This window comes from Streptomyces sp. NPDC005761 (assembly GCF_040630635.1).
GTDB lineage: Bacteria > Actinomycetota > Actinomycetes > Streptomycetales > Streptomycetaceae > Streptomyces.
Window position 1 is genome coordinate 60,644 of sequence record NZ_JBEXXX010000019.1, and the last position, 23,671, is coordinate 84,314.

The following is a 23,671-nucleotide window of genomic DNA, read 5'->3' on the forward strand; positions in this document are numbered from 1 at the left end:
GAGGCAGTGGATCGATCCAGCGATGGCAACCCGGCCATGGCTGGGAAGCGCTGGTAAATCGATGCACTGAGACTAAGAACGCCTCAAGAGGCTCGTCAACAGCTGATGCACAACAATTTTCTGGGAAGTTAACGGGTGTACCGGTGAAGAGAGTTCAGTAAATCGGTACACTAGTGTGGCTGAACACGTTCCGAACCGGAGGTGGCATGAGCGGGGTAACGATCCATCAGGTCGCGGAGGCTGCGGGTGTCTCCGCCAGCACCGTCTCGAACGTCCTCAACGGGCGTACGGACCGTATGCAGGCGGCGACCCTGGCCCGCGTGGAGCAGGTGATCGAGCAGCTCAGCTACCGGCCCAACCGCGCTGCGCGCATGCTGCGCACCGGCCGGATCAAGGTCATCGGCCTGATCGTGCCGTCCGTCGCCAACCCCTTCTGGGGCGCGCTCGCCCGGGAGCTGGAGGCCATCGCGCTGGCCGAGGGTTACCACGTACTGCTCTGCAACAGCGAGCGAGATCCGGCCCGTGAGCTCAAGTACGGCGAGGAGCTGCTGGCCGACGGGGTGAGTGGCGTGGTGCTCTGCTCCTCGCTGCCCTCGCTCGACCATGTGGCGCCGCTGCTCGGCCGGGGTCTGAAGATGGTCGCCTTCGACCGCACCGCCCAGGCGGGCGACCCGCCGTCACTCGCCTCCATCAGCGTCGACAACGCGATGGGAGCCGAGCTCGCCACCCGTCATCTGCTCGAACTGGGCCACCGCCGACTGGCGTTCGTCTCCGGCTCGGTCAACAGCGTCAACCGCCGCGAGCGCCTGCGCGGCTTCCGGGCCGCCCTGGAGTCGGCGGGTCTCGACCCGGCCGACGCGATCGTGTGGCCCGGCGCCGACACCACCGAGTTCGGCGACAAGGACGCGGCCGAACTGGGGCGCAGGGCCGCCCGTGAACTGCTGTGCGGCCCGCGCCCGCCGACGGCGTTCGTCGCCATCAACGACATGTGCGCCATCGGGATCTGCCGGGGCGCGAAGGATGCCGGCCGCAACGCCGGGCAGGACGTCTCCGTGGTCGGGTTCGACGACATCCTGCTCGCCGACCTCTTCGAGCCGCCGTTGACCACGGTCCGCCAGCCGCTGCCGGAGATGGCCGCCGAGACGTTTCAGCAGCTGCGAGCCCGTATCGACTCGGCGCCGGTTGCCGGGCGTTCGCTGCTGATCAGGCCGAGGCTCGTGGTCCGGGAGTCGACGGCGCCCGCACCCGTCGAGGTGGCGGCGCCGGGTGAGGTCATGGCGCGCCGGTGAGGCACCCGGCACGCGTCGCCGCCTTGCTCGGTCCCGCACACGAACGACACGAGGGCGCCGTCCGGGAGACGGTGCCCTCGCGCCGATGGCCGGCGGGATCTGCGGGAGCGCCGCCGCGCCCCGCGCCCGCACGTGGTGCGGAAGGTGGGTCAGGAGGTGGTGCAGGCGCCGATGGTGGGCGCCGAGGTGTTGCCGTTCGTCATGACGGTGAACCCGAAGGACGTGGAGGCGCCGGCGGCCAGGCTGCCGTTGCCGTTGGGCTTCATGGTCATCACGTTGCCGCTGCTGTCCCAGGACGGCGAGCCGTTCCAGGTCGTGGCGATCTTCTGCGGTGACGTCACGGTCACGGGCACCGTCCAGGTGCTGATAGCCGAGCTGCCCGCCGTGATGGTCACCTGACCGTTGAAGCGGTCGCCCCAGGTGTTGGTCTTGGTGTAGGTGGCCGTGCACGCGCCGCTGCCACTGCCGCCGTCACCTCCGCCGCTCGTTCCGCCCAGTGCCGCGAGCACGGCGGTGTACGCGGGCTTCTTGCCGTAGTTGTCGTCGAAGAGCAGCGGGGTGCCGCTGCTGCGCCACGAGTACTTGTCGGGGATGCCCCATACGGTGATGCCGTTGCACCGCGTCACGGCCAGGCAGGCGTTGACGACCTTGGTGTAGCTGGCGGCCTGTGCCGACCCGGAGCCCTCGATGTCCAGTTCGGTGACCTGCACATCGACACCGAGATCGGCGAAGCGCTGCAGATTGGCCTGGTAGTCCGAGGGGACGGGGGAGTTGCTGTTGAAGTGTGACTGGAAGCCCACGCAGTCGATCGGCACACCGCGCTGCTTGAAGTCCTTCACCATGGCGTAGACCGCGTTGCTCTTCGCGTTCTGGCCGTCGGTGTTGTAGTCGTTGTAGCAGAGCTTGGCCCCCGAGTCGGCGGCCCGGGCGGTGCGGAACGCCTCCTCGATGAAGCCGTTGCCGAGCTTGTCCTGGAAGGGTGAGCTGCGCCTGGCCCCGCTGCTGCCGTCCTGGAAGGCTTCGTTGACGACGTCCCAGGCATAGATCTTGCCCTTGTAGTGCGCCATCACCTGGTTGATGTGGTTGTTCATCGCCGAGCGCAGATCGGTGGCGCCGAGCCCGCTGACCCAGCCCGGCAGCTGGGAGTGCCACACCAGTGTGTGACCACGGACCTTCATGCCCTTGCCCTGGGCATGGCTGACGATCTGGTCCGCGGAGCCGAAGTTGAAGCTGTTGCGGGAGCCCTCGACGGCATCCCACTTCATCTCGTTCTCCGGGGTCACCATGTTGAACTCGGTGTCCAGGGTGGAGGCGTACGCAGACTCGCCCAGGTGGTTGGCGGCCACGGCGGTGCCGAAGTATCGGCCCTTGGCGGCGGCCGACGCCCCGAGCGTCGTGGCGGCCTCGGCGGTACCGGCGAGCGAGAGGGCCCCGGCTGCTGCGAGCAGGCCCGCTGTGGCGAGTACGCCGGCCCTGCGTGCCCGTGAGCGCAGCTGTGGGCGTGCGGCTTCGCCACCGTGCGATGAATGGACGATCACTTTCCAACACCTTCTTCCTGTCGCCGGGCGCCATGAGTGGGCCGCCCGGGTGGGGGTGGACTGTGCGTGGAGCGGCTCGCCCGCCACGGAGAAACTCCGCCCAAAGGCGGTTCCGTGGCGAGAAGTTGATCGGTGATGCAGGGAGCGAGGGAGAGTATGCGCGAGCCTGCGTGACGCGTCAACGTCGCATTTTCGAAATATTTCGACAGGGTGAACCGCTGCGAAGTCGCACTCTGTGGCTCTGAACTGCCACTATCTGCCCTCTGCCCAGGCGTCCTCAGGTGCGGGAGGGGACGCATGCGTACATTCGGTTCCGAGAGTTACGAAAGGATTCCGAATCACCGCCGTGGTGATGGATGGGATGTCGCGGCAATCACGAAACCTGGCCCAAGATACTTCTAGCTGACCTGGTGTTTTCGCGTCGGTGTCAGCAAATGGACGGGCGTGGGAATCGAAATCGAGGAAGAATCCGTCGAAATATTTCGATGGAAAAAGAATCTTGAATCCCGGATGCTCTCAGGGCTTCCCGTGGCACGATCGGTTTCTCCGCAGCCGGACGAGGCGTCCGCTGCACTGCACGGAGGAATACATGTCGACACGCTGGAGTCTCACGATCGACTGTGCACACCCCGCGCAGCTGGCGGAGTTCTGGGCGCTCGCCCTCGGCTACGCGCAGAGGCCGCCACCGAAGGGCTTCAGCAGCTGGGAGGAGTGGTTCGCGCACCACTACGTCCCGGAGGAGGAGTGGGACGACGGTGCCTACCTGTCCGACCCGGACGGCGAGGGGCCCGCCCTGTCCTTCATGAAGGTGCCCGAGTCGAAGGCAGGGAAGAACCGGCTGCACGTGGACGTGCAGGCCGGCGGGGGCCGCGAGGTGCCGTGGGAGGTGCGGTGGCCTCGCGTACTGGAAGCGCTCGGGCGGCTGACTGCGGCGGGCGCGCGGGTCCTCCATGAGCACCAGACCGGGGGCAGGCCCGATCACTATGTGATGGCGGACCCGGAGGGCAACGAGTTCTGCCTGCTGTGAGGGCCGGCCTGTGCCCCTCGCTCCGGGGCTGCGCCTGCTCGGTGGGCTGCCGGGCCTCCTCGAGTACGCCGCCGCCGACCAGCTCTGTCATGGAGGCGATCACGACCACCCGCCCGGACGCTGCCGTGGAGTGGGACAGCCCTGAGGCAGGCGCGTGCGTCTCGACTGCAGGAAGACGCCTCCCGGCGTCCCCCGTGCCCGCCGGCCGAACCCCGAGGCCCCGGACCGCCGTGGCGCTGCGCACCCAGAGGGAGATGGCGCTTGCCCCCACCACAGGGTGTGCCGGGTGCGGGGACGACCGGACACCGCCCGGCAGGCCCCGCGCGGGGCGGCCGGCCGCACACGCCCGGTCGCCCCGGCCCCCGGGTGGATGTGCTCAGTCCGCCGAAGGGGCCCAGCCGTCGGCCTCGATGCGCCGCGCGTCTCCGGGACGTGCCTCGTCGAAGACCGTACGTCCGCCGTCCTCGACCCTGATGGCGTCCACGTACACCCCGCGGCCGACGTACAGCTGATCAGTGGTGTACCGCCAGCGCAGGCGTACCTCCCCGCCGTGCCATGGCGCGAGGTCCGCCTCCAGCCGGTGCCATACCCGGCCCGCATAGCCGGACACCGATCCCGTGGGGTGCGGCTCGGGCTGCTCCGTCCGCTTCGGCGAGGCAGGACCGGTGGTGAAGGGGACCGGCTGCCAGGTGCTTCCGCCGTCCGCCGACCCCTCCAGGAAGAGGAAGTCGGAACCGGGCTCGGTGTCCCACCACAGGGCGCAGTCCAGCCGGGCCCGCGAGGACTTCAGGCCGAGCGGCGGGAGCGCCAGAGTGGCCGACGAGGCGCCGGCCATACCGGAGAACCATGCCGTACGGCCCCGGGCCGGGCGGACCGCGACGGCCCGGGCCAGCTGGTTGGCGGTGGCGACACGCGGGGCGCTGCCGGAGCGCCAGCTGCGCACCGGGTGGACCGAGTTGCCCAGCACGATCAGGAACGAGTCCGTGGTGGGGTCGAGGACGAGGCTGGTGCCCGTGAAGCCCGTGTGGCCCGCCGTGCGCGGGGTGGCCATGGCTCCCATGTACCAGTGCTGGTAGAGCTCGAAGCCGAGGCCGTGCTCGTCACCGGGGAACGCGGTGTTGAAATCCGTGAACAGCAGGTCCACCGATGCCGCGGAGAGGATCCTCGCGCGGCCGTAGACCCCGCCGTTGAGCAGGGTGCGGGCCAGGATCGCCAGGTCCCATGCACAGGAGAAGACTCCGGCGTGCCCGGCGACACCGTCCAAGCTGTACGCGTTCTCGTCGTGCACCTCGCCCCAGACCATGCCGCGCTCCAGTCCGGACCACGGCAGCCGTGCATCCTCGGTTGCCGCGATCTTCGGCTTCCACGAGGCGGGTGGGTTGTAGCGAGTGCGGTGCATCCCGAGCGGAGCGGTGATCTGTTCGCGGAGCAGCACATCCTCGGTCTGTCCGGTGATCTTCTCCAGCACCAGCTGGAGCGAGATCAGATTGAGGTCCGAGTAGAGGTACGCCGTGCCGGGCGGGCTCGCCGGCACCTCGTTCCAGATCAGCTCCAGCTTTCCCTCGCGCGTGGGTGCCTTGTAGAGCGGGATCCAGGCTCGGAAGCCTGAGGTGTGGGTGAGCAGCTGACGGATGGTGACGTCCTGCTTGCCGCCGCCGGCGAAGTCGGGGAGGTAGGAGGCGACGGTCGCCTCCAGCTCCAGCCTGCCGCGCTCGATCTGCTGCACGGCCAGGATCGAGGTGAACAGTTTCGACACCGACGCCAGGTCGAAGACCGTGTCCTCGGCCATGGGGATCTGCTGGTCGGCGGGGAGCTCCACACCGGTGTCGGTCTTCTCGTCGTACGCCGCGTAACGCACCGCCTTGCCGATCGGCCGGTGCAGCGCGACCGTTCCGCCCCGGCCTGCGAGCAGCACGGCGCCCGCGTACCAAGGGTGCTTCGGTACGTCGACGAGATATCTCTCCGCCTCGGTGACGAGCCGGTCGAGCGGCTCTTGCAACAGCCCCGCACGGGCGGCCGATCCTCGCCGCAGCGTCGGCCTGTCCCGGCCCGCCGGGCTTCCTGCCGCGGTCCTTGTACTCATGTCCGACGACTCCGCCCCCGACTCCGTGGCAGACGCCGCCGTCGCGAACGGTACGGGTGCCAGGGCGAGTGCTCCGCCCAGGGCCAGCATCCCACCGCCCAGCCTCCGTCGGCTGATGCCCCCGCCCGTCGTGTCCTCGGTCATCCGGAACCCCTTCCCCATGCGTGAAAGTAACTTTCGAAATCTTTTCCGAGACTGAAACTTCCTGCCGAAGTCGAGAGTACTGTCACCCTCCGCCGTCCCGTAGGCCCCCGGAGTCACAAAGAATCTGACACTGCATCAGAAAATCTCTTCCTTCGGTTGTCGGACTGCGGCATCCTGCCGCCCATGGAGACGGAGCTGAGTCAAAAACTGGGGATCGAGCACGCCATCTTCGGCTTCACCCCATTCCCGGCAGTGGCCGCGGCCATCACCCGGGCCGGTGGATTCGGCGTACTCGGAGCGGTCCGCTACACCGCCCCCGACGACCTCGCACGCGACCTCGACTGGATGCAGGACCACACGGACGGCAAGCCCTACGGCCTCGACGTCGTCATGCCCGCGAAGAAGGTGGAGGGTGTGAGCGAGGCCGATGTGGAGGCGATGATCCCGCCCGGCCACCGGCAGTTCGTCCAGGAGACCCTCGCCAGACACGGCGTCCCCGAACTCGCCGAGGGCGAGGCCTCGGGCTGGCGCATCACGGGCTGGATGGAGGAAGTCGCCCGCAACCAACTGGATGTGGCGTTCGACCACCCCATCAAAGTCCTCGCCAACGCGCTGGGCTCGCCCCCCGCCGACGTCGTCGCCCGCGCCCACGACCAGGACGTCCTCGTCGCCGCGCTCGCCGGAAGCGCCCGGCACGCCCGCCACCACGCGGACGCGGGCATCGACATCGTCGTCGCCCAGGGATACGAGGCCGGCGGCCACACCGGAGAGATCGCCTCCATGGTCCTCGTCCCGGACGTGGTCGACGCCGTGGGGCCGCTCCCGGTCCTCGCCGCGGGGGGCATCGGCAGCGGCGAGCAGATCGCCGCAGGGCTGGCGCTCGGCGCCCAGGGCGTCTGGCTCGGCTCCCTCTGGCTCACCACCGAGGAGGCCGACATGCACTCCAGGGCGCTCACCGCCAAGCTCCTCGCCGCGGGCTCCGGCGACACCGTGCGTTCACGCGCCCTCACCGGCAAACCCGCGCGTCAGCTCCGTACCGAATGGACCGACGCCTGGGACGACCCGTCGGGACCCGGCACCCTCCCCATGCCGCTCCAGGGGCTCCTGGTGGCCGAGGCCGTCTCCCGTATCCAGAAGTACGAGACGGACGCCCTGCTCGGCACGCCCGTCGGCCAGATCGTCGGCCGGATGAACACCGAACGCAGTGTGCAGGCCGTCTTCGACGACCTGACCCGTGGCTTCGAACGAGCCATCGACCGGATCAACCGCATCGCCGGACGGAGCGTCTCATGAATCAGCCGCCCAACGGCTTCTGGGCCCAGGCCAACGCCGACCCCGACCGCACGGTCCTGATCGCACCCGACGGCGAGACGTGGACGGCAGGACGGCTCCACGCCGAGGCCAACCGCATGGTCCACGGGCTGCGCGCGGCCGGCCTCGAGGAGGGGGACGCCTTCGCGGTCGTCCTGCCCAACGGCGTCGAGTTCCTCACCGCGTACCTCGCCGCCTCGCAGGCCGGGTTCTACCTCGTCCCCGTCAACCATCACCTCGTCGGGCCGGAGATCGCCTGGATCGTCTCCGACTCCGGCGCCAAGGTGCTCATCGCCCACGAACGCTTCACCGAGGCCGCCGCCGCTGCGGCCGACGAGGCGAAAGTGCCCGCGACCCACCGCTACGGCGTCGGTGCGGTCGACGGCTTCCGCCCGTACGCGGAACTGCTGGAGAACCGGCCGGTGTCGCCCCCGGAGGGGCGCACGCTGGGCTGGGTCATGAACTACACCTCCGGCACCACCGGCCGCCCGCGTGGCATCCGCCGGCCGTTGCCCGGCAAGCTCCCCGAGGAGAGCTATCTGGGCGGTTTCCTCGGCATCTTCGGCATCAAGCCGTTCGACGGCAACGTCCACCTGGTCTGCTCACCGCTCTACCACACCGCCGTGTTGCAGTTCGCGGGCGCCGCCCTGCACATAGGCCACCCCCTCGTCGTGATGGACAAGTGGACGCCCGAGGAGATGCTGCGGGCGATGGACACCCACCGCTGCACCCACACCCACATGGTTCCCACCCAGTTCCACCGCCTTCTCGCCCTTCCCGACGAGGTGAAACAGGCATACGACGTCACGGCGATGCGCCACGCCATCCACGGCGCAGCTCCCTGCCCCGACCACGTCAAACGGGCGATGATCGACTGGTGGGGCCGCTGCGTCGAGGAGTACTACGCGGCCAGTGAGGGAGGCGGCGCCTTCGCCACCGCCGACGACTGGCTGAAGAAGCCGGGCACGGTCGGCCGGGCCTGGCCGATCAGCGAACTCGCGGTCTTCGACGACGACGGCAACCGGCTCGGCCCGGGCGAGCTCGGCACCGTCTACCTGAAGATGAGCACCGGCGGCTTCAGCTACCACAAGGACGAGGGCAAGACGAGGAAGAACCGCATCGGTGACTTCTTCACCGTCGGTGACCTCGGTGTCCTGGACGAGGACGGCTATCTCTTCCTGCGCGATCGGAAGATTGACATGATCATCTCAGGCGGCGTGAACATCTACCCCGCCGAGATCGAGAGTGCCCTGCTCAGCCATCCCGCGGTCGCCGACGCCGCCGTCTTCGGCATCCCGCACGCCGACTGGGGCGAGGAGGTCAGAGCCGTCATCGAGGCCGCCGAGGGGTACGAGCCGGGCGATGAACTCGCCGCCGCGATCCTTGGGCACTGCGACGGGCTGCTCGCCGGGTACAAACGACCCAGGACGCTCGGGTTCATCACGACGATGCCCCGCGATCCTAACGGCAAGCTCTACAAACGGCGGTTGCGCGAACCGTACTGGGAAGGGCAGGGGTAAGGGCGCCCTCGACGGGTCCGGCCCGCCGGGCGGCCCGACCGGTTCCGGATGCGTACGGCCCATGATCGCGAGCGCGACGATACGGTCGCCGGCGACCCGGGGGACGAGCACCGAGCAGCCCTGGCGGGCCGGGGAACAGACGCGCCGGCCATAGTGGTCCGCGCGCCGACCGTCGTGCCGGGGTGCGCCACGCTGCTCCATGGCGGCGTGCATCTGCCGGTCTTCGCCGCGTTGCGTCCTTCTCGCGATCAGCCCCTGACCCGGTGCGGGGGCAGGGGCTGATCGCGGACAGCCGGTTCAGCGGTGCTCGTGCACCCGGACCACCCTCAGGGCGGGCGAACGTGCGATGTCCTTCTCGCAGAACCGCGACGTCACCCAGCGCTCACCCGAGTACAGCTCGGTCTGGTCGCTGTAGTGCGGCGACGTCGGGTTCGACGACTGTGCGTACGTGAGCAGGGTGCGTGCCACAGGGCAGGCACTGCCGTCCCAGCCGACCGCCTGGATGTAGCTGGAGCCGGTCGAGATGTCCGTGTACCCGCCCGCTGCCGTGTCCCACACCCCCTCGGTCTTGTTCCAGACGCCCAGGGCTTCCGTACCGCCGCCGACCGGGATGCGCCGGTCACCCCGCAGCACGGACTGGTGCCTGCCCAGGGGTGCGTCCAGGGCGACGCCCGCGCCCCTCAGTTCGGCCACCGCGTCGGCAAGGGCCACCAGGACGCGCGGAGCGGAGGTGTTGAGTGTGTTCGGCGTGCCGACGGGGTCGGCGGGGGAGAACGGTACCTTCCACAGTTCGGCCGCCGGCACCGACACCGCCCGTCGCCAGAACCGGTCGAAGAGCAGAGCGCCCCGGCTCCCCGTGTCCACCTTCCGGTCCCAGTCGCGCAGCACCGGACAGGCCGCCGAGACGTCCACCGGTGTGCCCGCGCTCCCGAGAGTCGTGCCACCGGGCAGCGCCGCGCAGGAGCGTGCCAGATCCGCCGCGGCCAGGTCACCGGCCGGCGCCCGGTTCGCGAACTGCTGGCGCTGCAGATCGGCGACCGTCAGCCGGCCGCCGCGCGCCATCGCGGAGACGTCCTCGACCGCGCCCCGGGTTCGCATGGAGCGGGGCGTGCCCACCGTCCCGAAGACACGCTCGTAACCGGACAGCGGGGCGTCGGCGTTGGTCAGCCAGGCGCTGTCGTTGGAGTTCTCGGCGTACGGTGCGTCCTCCACCGTGGGCATCCTGCCCGGGCCGAAGATTCCGGGCTGCACAGCGTCCGGGTCCGACCCCGGCGCGCAGTCGGCCCGCGAGCCGTCCAGCACCGCGAGTCCCGACGTCGGGTACGTCGCCCTGCCCAAGGGCGTCGAGCAGCGCTGTGCGAGTTCGTCGGTGATCCTCGGCAGCACCTGCGACTGCGAGAAGAGCGTGTGCCCTGAGGAGTCCGCCGCGATCGTGTTGACCCACGGCAGTCCCTGCGTCCGGCGCAGTGACTCCTTGATCCCGGCCGTGCTGCGGGCCTTGCTGAACCCGAGCGCGGTGTCTCCCGAGCGCAGGTTCACCGCGTTCGGGTCGCCGAGCGCATACGCGGCCGTCTGCGTCCAGGGCAGCGGCAGACCCGCGCCGAGCGAGGTGACGACGGGGCCGTATCGCGTCCACCACTGGGTGCGCGTCACTTCCCTTCCGCTCCCGGTCCCGACGGAGACCGTGCGCTTCGTCATGCGCAGCGGCTTCCCGTCCACCAGGTACACGGTCGGATCGGCCGGATCGAGTGTCAGCTGATGCAGATTGAGGGTGACACCCGTGGCCACCGTATGGCTCCACGCGACGTGAGCGTTGTGCCCGATCGACATGGTCGCCGATCCCAGCAGGGAACCGCCCGCCACGTTCAGCTCACCGGGGATCGTCTGCTGGGACTGCCAGAACCGCCGGCCGCCCTGCCAGGGATAGTGCGGGTTGCCGAGCAGGAGCCCGCGGCCGTTCGCCGTCGTACTGCCGCCGAACGCCACGGCGTTGGATCCCATGTCGGCGTTCTGGGTCGACAGCAGCCGCGCCGCCGCTTCCCCGGCGTCGTCGGGCGACGGTGAAACGGGCGCGGAGTCCGGTACGGCCGCGGGCGGCTGCGCGGCCGTGATGCCGTCGATGCCGCGCCCCTGGCCGCCGAGCACCGAGAGCGCGAAGGCGCGCTCCGCGACGTCCAGCGTGGTCACCGGGCGTACCCAGCGGGCGCCCCGGCAGGCGGGGTCGGTGATCCGGTTCTGCGCCAGCCAGGCGTTGTAGCCGGCCGCCCAGCCACGCTGGAGTTCCTTCGTGGCCCGGCTCGGTCCGGCCGGGGCGGGCACCTTCAGCAGCTTCTCCACGGTGCGGCTGTCGCGTACCCCGCGGAAGTACAGGTCGCTGGACAGGTTCTTCGTAGCGGACGACAGCGAGCCGTCCGGCGCCGCGTCCTGACCGAAGTACCGGGAACGCTCCCCGCGCAGCGTGACGAAGCCGTCGGCGAGCGTGCACACCTGATCGGCGGCCTGTGCCCAGCCGTTGCCGAAGCCCAGGTTCGCGTAGTCCTTCGCCACGATGTGCGGAATGCCGTACTCGGTGTAACGGATCACGGCGGAGAGCCCGCCGCCCGACGGGTGGTGGGTACGGGTGGTGTGCGCCGAGGCCGGCGGCAGTGACGCCGACACGGTGAACAGCGTGAGGCCGGATACGGCGAGAATCCTCAGACGGTTCCGGAGGGGCAACGGTCCTCCCAACTCTGCGGGTGCGAAAGACGGTTACTCAGGAGTTCGAGACGTCGTGGGCAACTCAGCCAGCACTCCCGCACGTCTGTCAACATCCCGGCCGGGATCCGGGCCCTTGACCCCGGGAGCCCTGCCGCACAGGATCACGCCATGACCGGTGTACGCAGCAGCACAGTCGACGGAGTCCTGACCCGCAGCGCACGGCGCACCCCCGAGCGGACCGCCCTGCGGTACGCCGACAGGGCCTGGACGTACCGCGGGCTCGACGAGGCGGTCGGAACCGCGGCCGCCGTCCTCATGGACGGGCACGGACTGTGCCCGGGGGACCGGGTCGCCTCCTACGCCCACAACTCCGACGCGTACCTGATCGCCTACCTCGCCTGTGCCAGGGCCGGCCTCGTCCATGTGCCCGTCAACCAGAACCTCACGGGCGAGGACCTCGCGTACATCCTGAGCCAGTCCGGCAGCGCCCTGGTTCTCACCGACCCGGACCTCGCCGGCCGCGTGCCGCCGGGGTACGCCGTACGGCCGCTCCGCGACGCCCCCGGCTCGCTCCTGGCCGAGCTCGGCACTCCGCGCCCCTTTGCCTCCGCGCACGAACCGTCGGCGGACGACCTCGTCCAGCTGCTGTACACCTCGGGCACCACCGCCCTGCCCAAGGGTGCGATGATGACGCACGCCGCCCTCGTCCACGAGTACGTCAGCGCCGTCACCGCGCTGGACCTGCGCGCCGCCGACCGCCCCGTGCACGCCCTGCCGCTCTACCACTCGGCGCAGATGCACGTGTTTCTGCTCCCCTACCTCGCGGTCGGCGCCGAGAACACGATTCTCGACGCCCCGGACGCGGCCCGGATCTTCGACCTCGTCGAGTCCGGACAGGCGGACAGCCTCTTCGCCCCGCCCACCGTCTGGATCGGCCTCGCCAACCACCCGGACTTCGCGGCCCGCGATCTGGGCGGCCTGCGCAAGGCGTACTACGGGGCGTCGATCATGCCCGTCCCGGTCCTGGAACGCCTGCGCGCGCGTCTTCCGGATCTCGCCTTCTACAACTGCTTCGGCCAGAGCGAGATCGGCCCCCTCGCCACCGTCCTGGGACCCGACGAGCACGAGGGCCGGATGGACTCCTGCGGCCGCCCCGTCCTCTTCGTCGAGGCCAAGGTCGTCGACGAGAGCGGCAAGGACGTCCCCGACGGCACCGCGGGCGAGGTGGTCTACCGCTCGCCCCAGCTGTGCAGCGGCTACTGGGACAAGCCGCAGGAGAGCGCCGAGGCGTTCAGGGACGGCTGGTTCCACTCCGGCGACCTCGCCGTCCGGGATACGGAGGGCTACTTCACCGTCGTCGACCGGGTGAAGGACGTCATCAACTCCGGTGGTGTTCTCGTCGCCTCCCGCCAGGTCGAGGACGTGCTCTACACCCACCCCGCCGTCGCCGAGGCCGCCGTCGTCGGCCTGCCCGACGAGCGCTGGATCGAAGCCGTCACCGCCGTCGTCGTCCTGCGCGGGGAGGCGACCGAGGCCGAACTGATCGACCACGCCCGCGAGAAGCTCGCCCACTTCAAGGCTCCCAAGAGGGTGGTGTTCGTGGACGGCCTCCCGCGCAACGCCAGCGGGAAGATCCTCAAGCGGGAGCTCCGCGACCGCTTCGCCTGAGGGCGCGGGCGCACGCCCCTGCTCGCGGAAGCGGGCGGCCGGCAGCGCCGCCGCATGCCCCGGCACGGCCGGTCCGTTGTCCGAGTACAGGAACCGGGCCGCCCGGTCCTGCCCGGCCGCAGGTCAACCGGTCGGCCGTTCCCGCTCGTCCACGATCCTCCTGAACTTGCCGACGGACCTCTCCAGCGTCTCCGGATCGAGGATCTCGACCCCGACCGAGACCCCGATCCCGTCCTTGACGGCGGCCGCGACCGACGCGGCGGCCGCCGCCCGCTGCTCCGGGGTCGCCCCGGCACGGGCCTCCGCCCGCACCGTCAGCACGTCCAGCCGCCCCTCGCGGGTCAGCCGCAGCTGGAAGTGCGGCGACACCCCGGGTGTGCGGAGCACGATCTCCTCGATCTGCGTCGGGAAGAGGTTCACGCCGCGCAGGATCACCAGATCGTCGCTGCGCCCGGTGACCTTCTCCATCCGCCGGAACACCCGGGCCGTGCCGGGCAGCAGCCGGGTGAGGTCGCGGGTCCGGTAGCGGATCACCGGCATGGCCTCTTTGGTGAGCGAGGTGAACACCAGCTCGCCCTCGGTCCCTTCGGGCAGCACCTCCCCGGTGAACGGATCGACCACCTCGGGATAGAAGTGGTCCTCCCAGATGTGCAGCCCGTCCTTCGTCTCCACGCACTCCTGCGCCACACCCGGGCCCATCACCTCGGACAGCCCGTATATGTCGACGGCGTCGATCGCGAACCGCTCCTCGATCTCGCGGCGCATCTCCTGCGTCCACGGCTCCGCCCCGAAGATGCCCACCTTCAGCGACGTCGTCCGAGGGTCGACGCCCTGCCGCTCGAACTCGTCCAGGAGTGTCAGCATGTAGGACGGTGTCACCATGATGATCTCGGGCCGGAAGTCCTGGATCAGCTGCACCTGCCGGGCCGTCATGCCACCCGAGGCCGGAATGACCGTGCAGCCCAGGCGCTCCGCGCCGTAGTGCGCGCCGAGACCTCCGGTGAACAGCCCGTACCCGTACGCGACATGCACCTTCTGTCCGGGGCGCCCGCCGGCCGCCCTGATGGAGCGGGCCACCACGTCCGCCCAGGTGTCGATATCCCTCTCGGTGTAGCCGACGACCGTCGGCCGGCCGGTCGTCCCGCTGGAGGCGTGGATCCGGCGCACCTGCTCCTCGGGCACCGCGAACATCCCGAACGGGTAGTTGTCGCGCAGATCGGCCTTGGTGGTGAACGGGAAACGGGCCAGATCGGCCAGCGAGCGACAGTCGTCAGGATGCAGCCCCGCCCGGTCGAACGCCCGCCGGTAGTGCCCGACGCGGTCGTACGCATGACGCAGAGTGGCCCGCAGCCGCTCCAGCTGCAGAGCCGCCAGCTCGTCGCGGCCCATCCGTTCCGCTGCGTCCAGCAGAGCCGTCATGCGGATCTCCCTCCTCCGTGCACCGTGCAGACGACCGATCATTCGGTCGTTCCTTCCGGGAGCAGTAATTCAGGATCTTGCCCGGTGTGGCAAGAGGCGCGGCGCATCGGATGCGTGCCTCGGATACGCCCGTACCGAACACAGCTGCATCACCCGGTCGGCCCTGTTTGGATGGGTCCATGCCGACTTTCCACTCATACGACGGGACCGAGCTCGCCTATCACGTCACGGGGGAGGGCGAACCGCTGATCTGCCTGCCGGGTGGCCCGATGAGGGCCGGTGCCTACCTCGGGGACCTCGGCGGCCTCCGCGCCGTACGGCAGCTGATCGTGCTCGACCTGCGGGGAACGGGGGACTCCGCCGTACCGGACGACATCTCCACGTACCGCTGCGACCGGCTCGTCGAGGACGTCGAGGCGCTGCGCCGGCACCTGGGGGCCGACCGTGTCGACCTGCTCGCCCACTCCGCGGCCGGCGACCTCGCCGCACTCTTCGCGGAACGGTATCCGCAGGCCGTGCGGAGCCTGATCCTCGTCGCGCCCACCACGCGGGCCGTCGGCTTCCCGTTCGTCGAGCGCGAGGCCCGGGAGGCCGCCGCGCTCCGCCGCTCGGAATCCTGGTACGCGCAGGCGCTGCCGGCCCAGGAGGAGATCTGGGCAGGACGGCTGACCGACGAACTGCGCACAGCGGCGAGGCCGTTCCTCTACGGGCGGTGGGACGCCGCCGCCCGGGCCCACGCCGCACTGCCCGCGCAGCAGATCAACGCCGAAGCAGCACAGGCCTACTACGGGCCCGGGGCGTTCGACCCCGCGGCGACGGTCGCGGCCCTGCGGGCGCTCCCGGCCCCGGCGCTCGTCCTGGCCGGCGAGTACGACGGCGTGACCACGCCCGACCGCGCCGCGGAACTGGCCGCGCTCTTCCCGTCCTCGGAGTTCGCCGTGCAGCGCGGCGCCGGACACTTCCCCTGGCTCGACGACCCGGGTGCCTTCGTCCGCACCGTGACCGCGTTCCTCGACCCGGAGGTGCACAGCGTCCAGGCCGGTGGGATCCGGCTCGCCTACCGGGCATGGGGCGACCCGTCCGCCCCGCCCGTCGTCCTCGCCCACGGACGCTGCGGCGACAGCGCCACGTGGACCACCGTCGCCGAACGGCTCGCCGCGCGCCACCGGGTCTACGCCTTCGACTTCCGCGGCCACGGACTCAGCGACTGGCCCGGCCGCTACTCCCTCGAGCTGTTCCGCGACGACCTGCACGCCTTCCTGGAGACCCGCAATCTCTCCGGTGCCACGGTCGTCGGACACTCCATGGGCGGCGCCGCGGCCTACCTGCTCGCCGAACGGCAGCCCGGACTCATCGGCCGCCTCGTCATCGAGGAGGCACCGCCGCCCTTCCCGCTCGATCCGCCCCGTGAGCCCGCCGAACGTCCGCCCGGGGAGCTGGACTTCGACTGGCCCCTCGTGCCCTCCACCGATGCCCAGCTCAACGACCCGGACCCGGCAGGCCGTGAGCTCCTCGGCGGGATCACCGCCCCCACGCTCGTCATCGGTGGCGGCCCCAGGAGCCAGATCGCCCAGGACGGCCTCGCCCGCATGGCCCGGCAGATCCCCGGTGCGCAGCACGTCACCATCGACGCGGGCCATCTCGTGCACACCGAACGGCCGGAGGAGTTCCTTGCAGCCCTCCGGTCGTTCGGCGTGGGCTGAGCACGCGGGGCCGTCCGCGGCGTCAGTCCCGGCGCAGCAGCGCCACCATGACCTCGTGCAGCGCCGCGTCGGCGTCCTCGACGCCCGACTCCGCACGCCAGGCGACGAATCCGTCGGGGCGCACCACCACAGCGCCCTCGGCGCTCGTCCCGTGCACCTCGGCCCAGTCGGCGCCGGCCTCCGGCTCCAGGTCGCTGCCCGGCCCGGTGCCGATCCCGAACGCGTCGAGCCGCACCCCCAGCCGTTCACCGACCCGCGCGGCCGCCCGGCGCCACGCCACGTCCGCGGCGTCGGTCAGCAGCACGAACGACCGCTCGTACAGATCCAGCGTGGAGATCCGCTCACCGGCCCGGCGGACCCACAAGTGTGGTGCCCTGCTGCCCGGTTCGCCCGCCAGCTGTACGCCCTCGGGCACCACCGGCCACTCCGGGCCGATGCCCAGCACCGCGCCGTCGACATAGCGGTAGCCCAGGGCCACGTTCAGCATCCCGCCCCGCTTACCGCCGCCCACGGTCGGCGGAGCCGCGTACCCCGGGTGGCTGTGCTCGCCGGAACGCGCCGAAGCCCGCTCGCTCGTCGCCCGGGCCACCGGCCGCCGCTCCGCCTCGTACGTGTCCAGCAGGCCCGGGCCCGCCTCACCGCGCAGCACGGCCGCGAGCTTCCACGCCAGGTTGTGCGCGTCCTGGATGCCGGTGTTGGAACCGAACGCTCCCGTGGGCGACATCTCGTGCGCCGAGTCGCCCGCGAGGAAGACGCGGCCCCGTGAGTACCGGTCGGCCACCCGCTCCGCCGCGTGCCACGGCGCCTTGCCGGTGATCTCGACGTCGATGTCCGGCGCCCCGACCGCCTTGCGGATGTGCGCCACGCACCGCTCGTCCGTGAAGTCCTCCAGCGTCTCGCCCCGGTCCGGCTGCCACGGCGCGTGGAACACCCACTCCCGCTCGTTGTCCACCGGCAGCAGCGCGCCGTCCGCCTCCGGATTGGTCAGGTAGCACACGATGAAGCGCCGGTCGCCGAGCACATCGGCGAGACCTCGGGACCGGAAGGTGATGCTCACGTTGTGGAACAGGTCACCGGCACCCGAACGGCCGATGCGCAACTGCTCGCGGACCGGGCTGCGCGGACCGTCGGCAGCGATCAGGTAGTCCGCCCGTACGGTGGTGTGCTCACCCGTCTCCCGGTTCTTCAGTACCGCCCCGACCCCCGACCCGTCCGGGTCGAACGAGAGCATCTCGGTGGAGAACCGCAGATCGCCACCCTGCTCGCGGGCCCGGTCCAGGAGGACCGGCTCCAGGTCGTTCTGGCTGCACAGGCACCAGCCGCTCGGGCTGAAACGGGCCAGGGCCCCGCCCGGGTCGATCTCCTTGAACAGCCACTCCTGATCGTCGCCGGTCAGTGAACCGGCCTGCAGGATGCCGTGGTTCTCCGCCAGGACCGACGCCGCCGCCCGGATCTCGGGCTCCACCCCGGCCCTGCGGAAGATCTCCATGGTGCGGACGTTGTTGCCGCGGCCCCGTGGGTGTGTAGAGGTGGCGGCGTGCTTCTCGACCAGCAGGTGCTCGACGCCGAGCCGGCCGAGGAAGAGGGACGCGGAAAGGCCCACCAGGGAGCCCCCCACGATGAGGACCGGTACATGGACGTCGACGTTCTCGTTCATCAGTTGCTCCAGCTCGGACGCCGTACAGATGCAGTGTCCATGCCCTTTTCGGAGCCCTGTCGGAGCGGTTCGGACGCCCGCTCACCTGAACGGTTCATAAATCTCGCGTCAGCCGGACCAGCGTTTCACGATCGGTCACGGAGACGTCGCCCACGGTCCGGGCGGACTGTGCGCATCCGCCGGGAGACTCCCCGCTCCGCCCCCCACTCGACGGTTCCCCACCGGCCCGGCCGGTCCTCCCACCGTCTCGAAGGAGTTCGCACCATGACCACCACCCTCTCGGAACGGACCTCGCAGTCCGCCTTCGACGGCTCCAGGCTGCGCGTCATCCTGCTGCTGGACCTGTACGACGGCGCCCAGAAGCAGTTCCTGGAGGCGTACGAGCACATGCGCAACCAGGTGGCCTCCATTCCCGGCCACATCAGTGACCAGCTGTGCCAGTCCATCGAGAACCCGTCCCAATGGCTCATCACGAGCGAGTGGGAGAGCGCCCCGCCCTTCCTCGCATGGGTGAACAGCGAGGAGCACGTCGCCACCGTGCAGCCGCTGCACAGCTGCGTGCGCGACACCCGTTCGCTGCGCTTCAGCGTTCTGCGCGAGACGGGCGCGGCCTTCGAGGAGAGCTTCGAGCCCGTCAAGGGCGGACTGCAGGCCGCGCCCCGTCTCGGTGACGGGATCGTGCGGCACGCGCTGACCTTCACCGTCAAGCCGGGCACGGAGGAGATCGTCGCGAAGATCCTCTCCGACTACGCCGCCCCGCAGGCCCGTGTCGACGAGCACACCCGGCTGCGCCGCACCTCGCTGTTCATGCACGGCAACCGCGTGGTGCGCGCCGTCGAGGTCGAGGGCGACCTCCTCGCGGCCCTGCGCCACGTCTCCCGCCAGCCCGAGATCCGGGCCGTCGAGGAAGCGATCAACCCGTACCTGGAGCAGGACCGGGACCTTGCCGACCCCGACTCCGCCCGGATGTTCTTCACCCGGGCGGCGCTGCCTACCGTCCACCACGTGACGACGGGCCGCCACGCCCCCGCGGACGTCGAGCGCCACGCGCTCTTCTACCAGGCCAAGGAGGGCTGCGGGATGGCTCTGGCCCGGCTGCTGGCCGGGCACGACGAGGAGGCCGCGGACGACACGGGCAGCCCCATCGACAGCAGCACGATCTTCCAGCGCGACGACATCGTGGTCCGCCTCCTCGAAGTGAGCGGTCCGCTCGACGCGCAGCCCGCCCAGGCGCTGGGCATCCACGGTCCCGGCAAGGCGGCCCGCCTCGCCCGTCTCCTCGACGGAGAGGTGAACGCCGTGCCGACCACCGACCAGGACGCCGCGCGCTTCCTCGCCCGGTCCGAGATGCGGCTCATCACCGACCGGAGGGCCGCGGAGGCCTGAGCGGCGCAGCAGCACCCTGGGGGGTTCTCGCTCAACCCGTCGAAACAACGCGCAATGCGCCAGGAGGAAAGCAGCCATGACCATGCACCGGCCACGCATCGTGGACCTCAGCGAGACCCAGCCCAACCGCAGGCGCGGAGGTGACCTGCGCGCACTGCTCACCCCGACGGCCGTGGGCGCCACCAGCGGTTTCATGGGACTGGCCATCGTTCAGCCCGGCGACCGCATCGGCGAGCACTACCACCCGTACTCCGAGGAGTTCGTGTACGTGGTGAACGGGCTCCTCGAGGTCGACCTGGACGGGGAGACGCACGCGATGCGACCCGACCAGGGCCTGCTGATCCCGCCGCACGTCCGGCACCGCTTCCGCAACGTGGGCGACGTGGAGGCCCGTATGGTCTTCCACCTCGGCCCGCTCGCGCCCCGCCCGGAACTCGGCCACGTCGACACCGAAGTCACCGAGTCGGCCGAGCGGGGCGCGCCGCCAGAACGAACCGAGGCCGCCTCATGACCCGGCGCGTGGCCGTCACCGGCGTCGGAGTCGTCGCCCCGGGCGGGATCGGCACGCCGGCCTTCTGGGACCTCCTCTCCAACGGCCGTACCGCGACGAGGGGCATCACCCTCTTCGACCCTGCCGGCTTCCGGTCCCGGATCGCCGCCGAGTGCGACTTCGACCCGGCGGCGTACGGACTGGACGAGGAGGAGGTCGCCCGGGCGGACCGCTATGTGCAGTTCGCCATGGTGGCCGCCCGCGAGGCACTCGCCGACGCAGGCCTGGACGTGGAGCGGACCGACCCCTGGCGCGTCGGCGTCTCGCTCGGCACCGCGGTCGGCGGTACCACCCGGCTGGAGCACGACTACGTTGCCGTCAGTGGCAGTGGAGCACGCTGGGACGTCGACCCCCGGCCGGCCGGGCCCCATCTGGAACGGGCCTTCTCACCCAGCTCGCTGGCCTCGGCCGTCGCCGAACAGGTCGGCGCGCACGGGCCGGTGCAGACCGTCTCCACGGGCTGCACCTCCGGGCTCGACGCGATCGGCTACGCCTTCCACTCCATCGAGGAGGGCCGCGTCGACGTGTGCATCGCCGGGGCCTCGGACTCGCCGATCACGCCGATCACCGTGGCGTGCTTCGACGCGATCAAGGCGACGTCGGCGAACAACGAGGACCCGGAGCACGCGTCCCGGCCCTTCGACTCCCGTCGCGACGGCTTCGTGATGGGTGAGGGCGGAGCCGTACTCGTCCTGGAGGAACTGGAGCACGCCCGTGCCCGCGGTGCGACCGTGTACTGCGAGATCTCGGGCTACGCGACCTTCGGCAACGCCTACCACATGACCGGGCTGACCCCGGAGGGCCTGGAGATGGCCGAGGCGATCAACCGGGCGCTCGGACACGCCGGGATCGCCGCTTCCGACATCGACTACGTCAACGCGCACGGCTCGGGCACCAAGCAGAACGACCGGCACGAGACCGCCGCCGTGAAGCGGGCGCTCGGTGCCCACGCCCATGACGTGCCGATGAGCTCCATCAAGTCGATGGTGGGCCATTCGCTCGGGGCGATCGGCGCGATAGAGATCGCTGCCTGCGTGCTCGCCCTGGTGCACCAGACGGTGCCGCCCACGGCGAACTACGAGTCCCCGGACCCCGAGTGCGACCTCGACTACGTGCCCCGCACCGCGCGTCCGCTGAAACTGCGCAGCGTCCTGTCGGTCGGCAGCGGATTCGGCGGATTCCAGTCCGCGGTGGCCCTGACCAGAAGCGGTGGGAGGACACCATGAGTACCCGCAAGGCCCGGCGCACCGTCGTCACCGGCATCGGCGTCGTCGCCCCCAACGGCACGAGCACCGAAGCCTTCTGGAAGCGGACGCAGGAGGGCATGAGCGTCCTGGACCGGGTCACCCGCGAAGGGTGCGAGGAACTGCCGCTGCACGTGGCCGGTGAGGTCCGGGGCTTCGACCCGGTCTCGCTGATCGAGGAGCGCTACCTCGTCCAGACCGACCGGTTCACGCACTTCGCGATGGCCGCGGCCGACATGGCCCTGGACGACGCCCGGCTCGGCCGCGCCGACTACGAGGACCGGCCGTTCAGCGTGGGCGTGGTGACCGCCGCCGGTTCCGGCGGCGGCGAGTTCGGCCAGCGCGAACTGCAGCGGCTGTGGGGGCAGGGCTCCAAGTTCGTCGGCCCCTACCAGTCGATCGCCTGGTTCTACGCCGCCAGCACCGGCCAGATCTCCATCCGCGGCGGCTTCAAGGGGCCGTGCGCGGTGGTGGCCAGCGACGAGGCCGGCGGCCTCGACGCTCTGGCGCACGCCGACCGGTCCGTCCGGCGCGGCACCGACGCGGTCGTGGTCGGCGCGGCGGAGGCCCCGCTGGCGCCCTACTCCGTCGTCTGCCAGCTCGGCTACCGCGACCTGAGCACCGCCGAGGAACCGACGCGGGCCTACCGCCCGTTCACCTCGGACGCCTGCGGATTCGTGCCCGCCGAGGGCGGCGCGATGTTCGTGGTCGAGGAGGAGACAGCGGCCCGGGAGCGTGGTGCCCGGGTCCGGGCCGAGATCGCCGGTCACGCGGCCACCTTCACCACCGCGATGCGCTGGGAGGAGTCCCGCGAAGGGCTCGCCCACGCCATCGAGGGCGCGCTGCGGGAGGCCGGCTGCGCTCCCGAGGAGGTCGACGTGGTGTTCGCGGACGCTCTCGGAGTCCCCGCGGCCGACCGGGCGGAGGCGCTGGCGCTGACGGACGCGCTCGGTCCGCACGGACGGCGCGTCCCGGTCACCGCACCCAAGACCGGTACCGGACGGGCCTACTGCGGAGCCCCCGTCCTGGACTCGGCCGCTGCCGTCCTCGCGATGGAGAACGGCCTGATCCCGCCCACGCCCAACGTCTTCGAGGTGTGCCACGACCTCGACCTGGTCATGGGCCGGGCCCGCCCCGCCGAACTGCGCACGGCCCTCGTGCTCAGCCGGGGCCTCATGGGTTCGAACGCGGCGATGGTGCTCCGGCGCCCCGCATGACCCCCACCAACACCCCCGTGCGAAGGAGAAGTTCCTCATGACCGACCGACTGACCTACGAAGAGCTGGCCGCCCTGATGAAGAAGGGAGCCGGACTGACCGTCGACCCGCGGGAGATGGAGAACCGGGCCGGTACGGCCTTCGACGAGTTCGGCCTCGACTCGCTGGGCCTCCTCGGCATCGTCGGCGCGCTGGAGAACCGCCACGGCAGGCCGCTGCCGGCCGACGCCGACCGTTGCAAGACACCCCGCGAGTTCCTCGACCTCGTCAACAACAGCCTCATGACAGGAGCCTGAAGTGTCCGGACACACCGAGAACGAGATCGTCATCGCCGCCCCCCTGGACCTCGTCTGGGACATGACGAACGACCTGGAGAACTGGCCCCGGCTGTTCAGCGAGTACGCCTCCGTCGACGTCATCGAGCGCGACGGTGAGCGGACCACCTTCCGTCTGACGATGCACCCCGACGAGAACGACAAGGTGTGGAGCTGGGTCTCCGAGCGCACCACGGACCGCCCCGGACGCACGGTCCGGGCCCGTCGCGTCGAGCCCGGACCGTTCCAGCACATGGACATCCGGTGGGAGTACTCGGAGGCCCCCGGTGGCACGCGCATGAAGTGGACGCAGGACTTCGCGATGCGCCCCGACGCCCCGGTCGACGACGCGTGGATGACGGACAACATCAACCGCAACTCCCGCGTCCAGATGGAGCTCATCCGGGACAAGATCGAGCAGCGCGACCGCGAGCGCCGCACGGCCGCGGTCCCGGCCAACTGACACACCGTCCGCCCGCGTCCGGTGGCCCGGCCCTCCCGGCCGGGCCCCGACCGCGTACCAGAAAGGCCCCACCCGATGCACCACGCTCTGATCGTCGCCCGGATGGCGCCGGAATCGGCGCCGGACATCGCCGAGCTGTTCGCCGCCTCCGACAGCAGTGAGCTGCCGCACCTGGTGGGCGTCACCCGGCGCAAGCTGTTCCAGTTCGGCGACGTCTATCTGCACATGATCGAGTCCGAGCGCCCCCCGGGCCCGGAGATCGCCAAGGTGGCGAGCCATCCGGCGTTCAAGGACATCAGCGACCGGCTCACCGCGTTCGTCAGCCCCTACGACCCGCAGACCTGGCGGGGGCCGAAGGACGCGATGGCTCAGGAGTTCTACTGCTGGGAGCGCGACTCCACCGCCTGACGGCGTGGCAGGGCCCCGGGACCAGGCCGTGAGG

The 23,671-nt window shown here is 70.7% G+C and carries 18 protein-coding genes; 13 read left to right on the forward strand and 5 right to left on the reverse strand.

What is annotated here, in order from left to right; translation table 11 throughout:
- The first annotated feature begins 206 nt into the window (after nt 1-206).
- Nucleotides 207-1,289 carry a LacI family DNA-binding transcriptional regulator gene (locus ABZ434_RS19115; RefSeq protein ID WP_359137779.1) on the forward strand — a complete coding sequence of 361 codons (1,083 nt, stop codon included), beginning with the start codon at nt 207-209 and terminating at the stop codon, nt 1,287-1,289.
- 149 nt (nt 1,290-1,438) lie between these two features.
- Here ABZ434_RS19115 and ABZ434_RS19120 read toward each other — a convergent pair whose 3' ends face one another.
- Nucleotides 1,439-2,782: an endo-1,4-beta-xylanase gene (locus ABZ434_RS19120; protein WP_359137987.1), complete on the reverse strand. Its 1,344-nt coding sequence runs from the start codon at nt 2,780-2,782 to the stop codon at nt 1,439-1,441.
- Nucleotides 2,783-3,416: 634 nt separating this feature from the next.
- On the opposite strand from ABZ434_RS19120, the gene ABZ434_RS19125 reads away from it, so the two are divergent.
- The gene (locus ABZ434_RS19125) at nt 3,417-3,854 is read left to right on the forward strand and encodes a VOC family protein (RefSeq protein ID WP_359137782.1); all 438 of its coding nucleotides are present in this window, start codon (nt 3,417-3,419) and stop codon (nt 3,852-3,854) included.
- 376 nt (nt 3,855-4,230) lie between these two features.
- Here ABZ434_RS19125 and ABZ434_RS19130 read toward each other — a convergent pair whose 3' ends face one another.
- The gene (locus tag ABZ434_RS19130; RefSeq protein WP_359137785.1) at nt 4,231-6,081 is read right to left on the reverse strand and encodes a serine hydrolase; all 1,851 of its coding nucleotides are present in this window, start codon (nt 6,079-6,081) and stop codon (nt 4,231-4,233) included.
- Nucleotides 6,082-6,264: 183 nt separating this feature from the next.
- Between ABZ434_RS19130 and ABZ434_RS19135 the strand changes: the two genes are divergently transcribed.
- Both ABZ434_RS19135 and ABZ434_RS19140 read left to right on the forward strand, forming a co-directional pair.
- Nucleotides 6,265-7,374, forward strand: coding sequence for a nitronate monooxygenase family protein (locus ABZ434_RS19135; protein ID WP_359137788.1), 1,110 nt, complete (start codon nt 6,265-6,267; stop codon nt 7,372-7,374).
- Nucleotides 7,371-8,912 (forward strand): acyl-CoA synthetase, encoded by a 1,542-nt coding sequence (locus tag ABZ434_RS19140; protein ID WP_359137791.1) that lies wholly within the window; start codon nt 7,371-7,373, stop codon nt 8,910-8,912. The genes ABZ434_RS19135 and ABZ434_RS19140 overlap by 4 nt, the downstream gene beginning before the upstream one ends.
- 297 nt (nt 8,913-9,209) lie before the next feature.
- On the opposite strand, the gene ABZ434_RS19145 is transcribed toward ABZ434_RS19140, so the two are convergent.
- Nucleotides 9,210-11,627: a penicillin acylase family protein gene (locus ABZ434_RS19145; protein WP_359137794.1), complete on the reverse strand. Its 2,418-nt coding sequence runs from the start codon at nt 11,625-11,627 to the stop codon at nt 9,210-9,212.
- A 150-nt stretch (nt 11,628-11,777) separates the two neighbouring features.
- Here ABZ434_RS19145 and ABZ434_RS19150 point away from each other — a divergent pair, with 150 nt between their 5' ends.
- Nucleotides 11,778-13,277 carry an acyl-CoA synthetase gene (locus ABZ434_RS19150; RefSeq protein WP_359137797.1) on the forward strand — a complete coding sequence of 500 codons (1,500 nt, stop codon included), beginning with the start codon at nt 11,778-11,780 and terminating at the stop codon, nt 13,275-13,277.
- A gap of 123 nt (nt 13,278-13,400) precedes the next feature.
- On the opposite strand, the gene paaK is transcribed toward ABZ434_RS19150, so the two are convergent.
- Nucleotides 13,401-14,696 (reverse strand): phenylacetate--CoA ligase PaaK, encoded by a 1,296-nt coding sequence (gene paaK / locus ABZ434_RS19155; RefSeq protein WP_359137799.1) that lies wholly within the window; start codon nt 14,694-14,696, stop codon nt 13,401-13,403.
- Nucleotides 14,697-14,875: 179 nt separating this feature from the next.
- Here paaK and ABZ434_RS19160 point away from each other — a divergent pair, with 179 nt between their 5' ends.
- Nucleotides 14,876-16,399 (forward strand): alpha/beta hydrolase, encoded by a 1,524-nt coding sequence (locus ABZ434_RS19160; RefSeq protein ID WP_359137801.1) that lies wholly within the window; start codon nt 14,876-14,878, stop codon nt 16,397-16,399.
- A gap of 22 nt (nt 16,400-16,421) precedes the next feature.
- On the opposite strand, the gene ABZ434_RS19165 is transcribed toward ABZ434_RS19160, so the two are convergent.
- Nucleotides 16,422-18,056 (reverse strand): FAD-dependent monooxygenase, encoded by a 1,635-nt coding sequence (locus ABZ434_RS19165; RefSeq protein WP_359137803.1) that lies wholly within the window; start codon nt 18,054-18,056, stop codon nt 16,422-16,424.
- A gap of 264 nt (nt 18,057-18,320) precedes the next feature.
- On the opposite strand from ABZ434_RS19165, the gene ABZ434_RS19170 reads away from it, so the two are divergent.
- From ABZ434_RS19170 to ABZ434_RS19200, 7 genes are all read left to right on the forward strand, one after another.
- Nucleotides 18,321-19,442 (forward strand): SchA/CurD-like domain-containing protein, encoded by a 1,122-nt coding sequence (locus ABZ434_RS19170; protein ID WP_359137806.1) that lies wholly within the window; start codon nt 18,321-18,323, stop codon nt 19,440-19,442.
- Between the two features lie 76 nt (nt 19,443-19,518).
- Complete coding sequence (locus ABZ434_RS19175; protein WP_356319837.1) at nt 19,519-19,953, forward strand: cupin domain-containing protein; 435 nt, start codon at nt 19,519-19,521, stop codon at nt 19,951-19,953.
- The gene (locus tag ABZ434_RS19180) at nt 19,950-21,218 is read left to right on the forward strand and encodes a beta-ketoacyl-[acyl-carrier-protein] synthase family protein (protein ID WP_359137811.1); all 1,269 of its coding nucleotides are present in this window, start codon (nt 19,950-19,952) and stop codon (nt 21,216-21,218) included. Before ABZ434_RS19175 ends, ABZ434_RS19180 begins: the two co-directional genes overlap by 4 nt.
- Complete coding sequence (locus ABZ434_RS19185; RefSeq protein ID WP_359137814.1) at nt 21,215-22,453, forward strand: ketosynthase chain-length factor; 1,239 nt, start codon at nt 21,215-21,217, stop codon at nt 22,451-22,453. Before ABZ434_RS19180 ends, ABZ434_RS19185 begins: the two co-directional genes overlap by 4 nt.
- Before the next feature lie 37 nt (nt 22,454-22,490).
- A complete protein-coding gene (locus tag ABZ434_RS19190) occupies nt 22,491-22,748 on the forward strand; it encodes an acyl carrier protein (RefSeq protein WP_359137818.1) in 258 nt (85 codons plus the stop codon).
- 1 nt (nt 22,749) lies between these two features.
- The gene (locus ABZ434_RS19195; RefSeq protein ID WP_359137821.1) at nt 22,750-23,229 is read left to right on the forward strand and encodes an SRPBCC family protein; all 480 of its coding nucleotides are present in this window, start codon (nt 22,750-22,752) and stop codon (nt 23,227-23,229) included.
- A gap of 75 nt (nt 23,230-23,304) precedes the next feature.
- Nucleotides 23,305-23,637 (forward strand): TcmI family type II polyketide cyclase, encoded by a 333-nt coding sequence (locus ABZ434_RS19200; protein WP_359137824.1) that lies wholly within the window; start codon nt 23,305-23,307, stop codon nt 23,635-23,637.
- Nucleotides 23,638-23,671 lie beyond the last annotated feature (34 nt).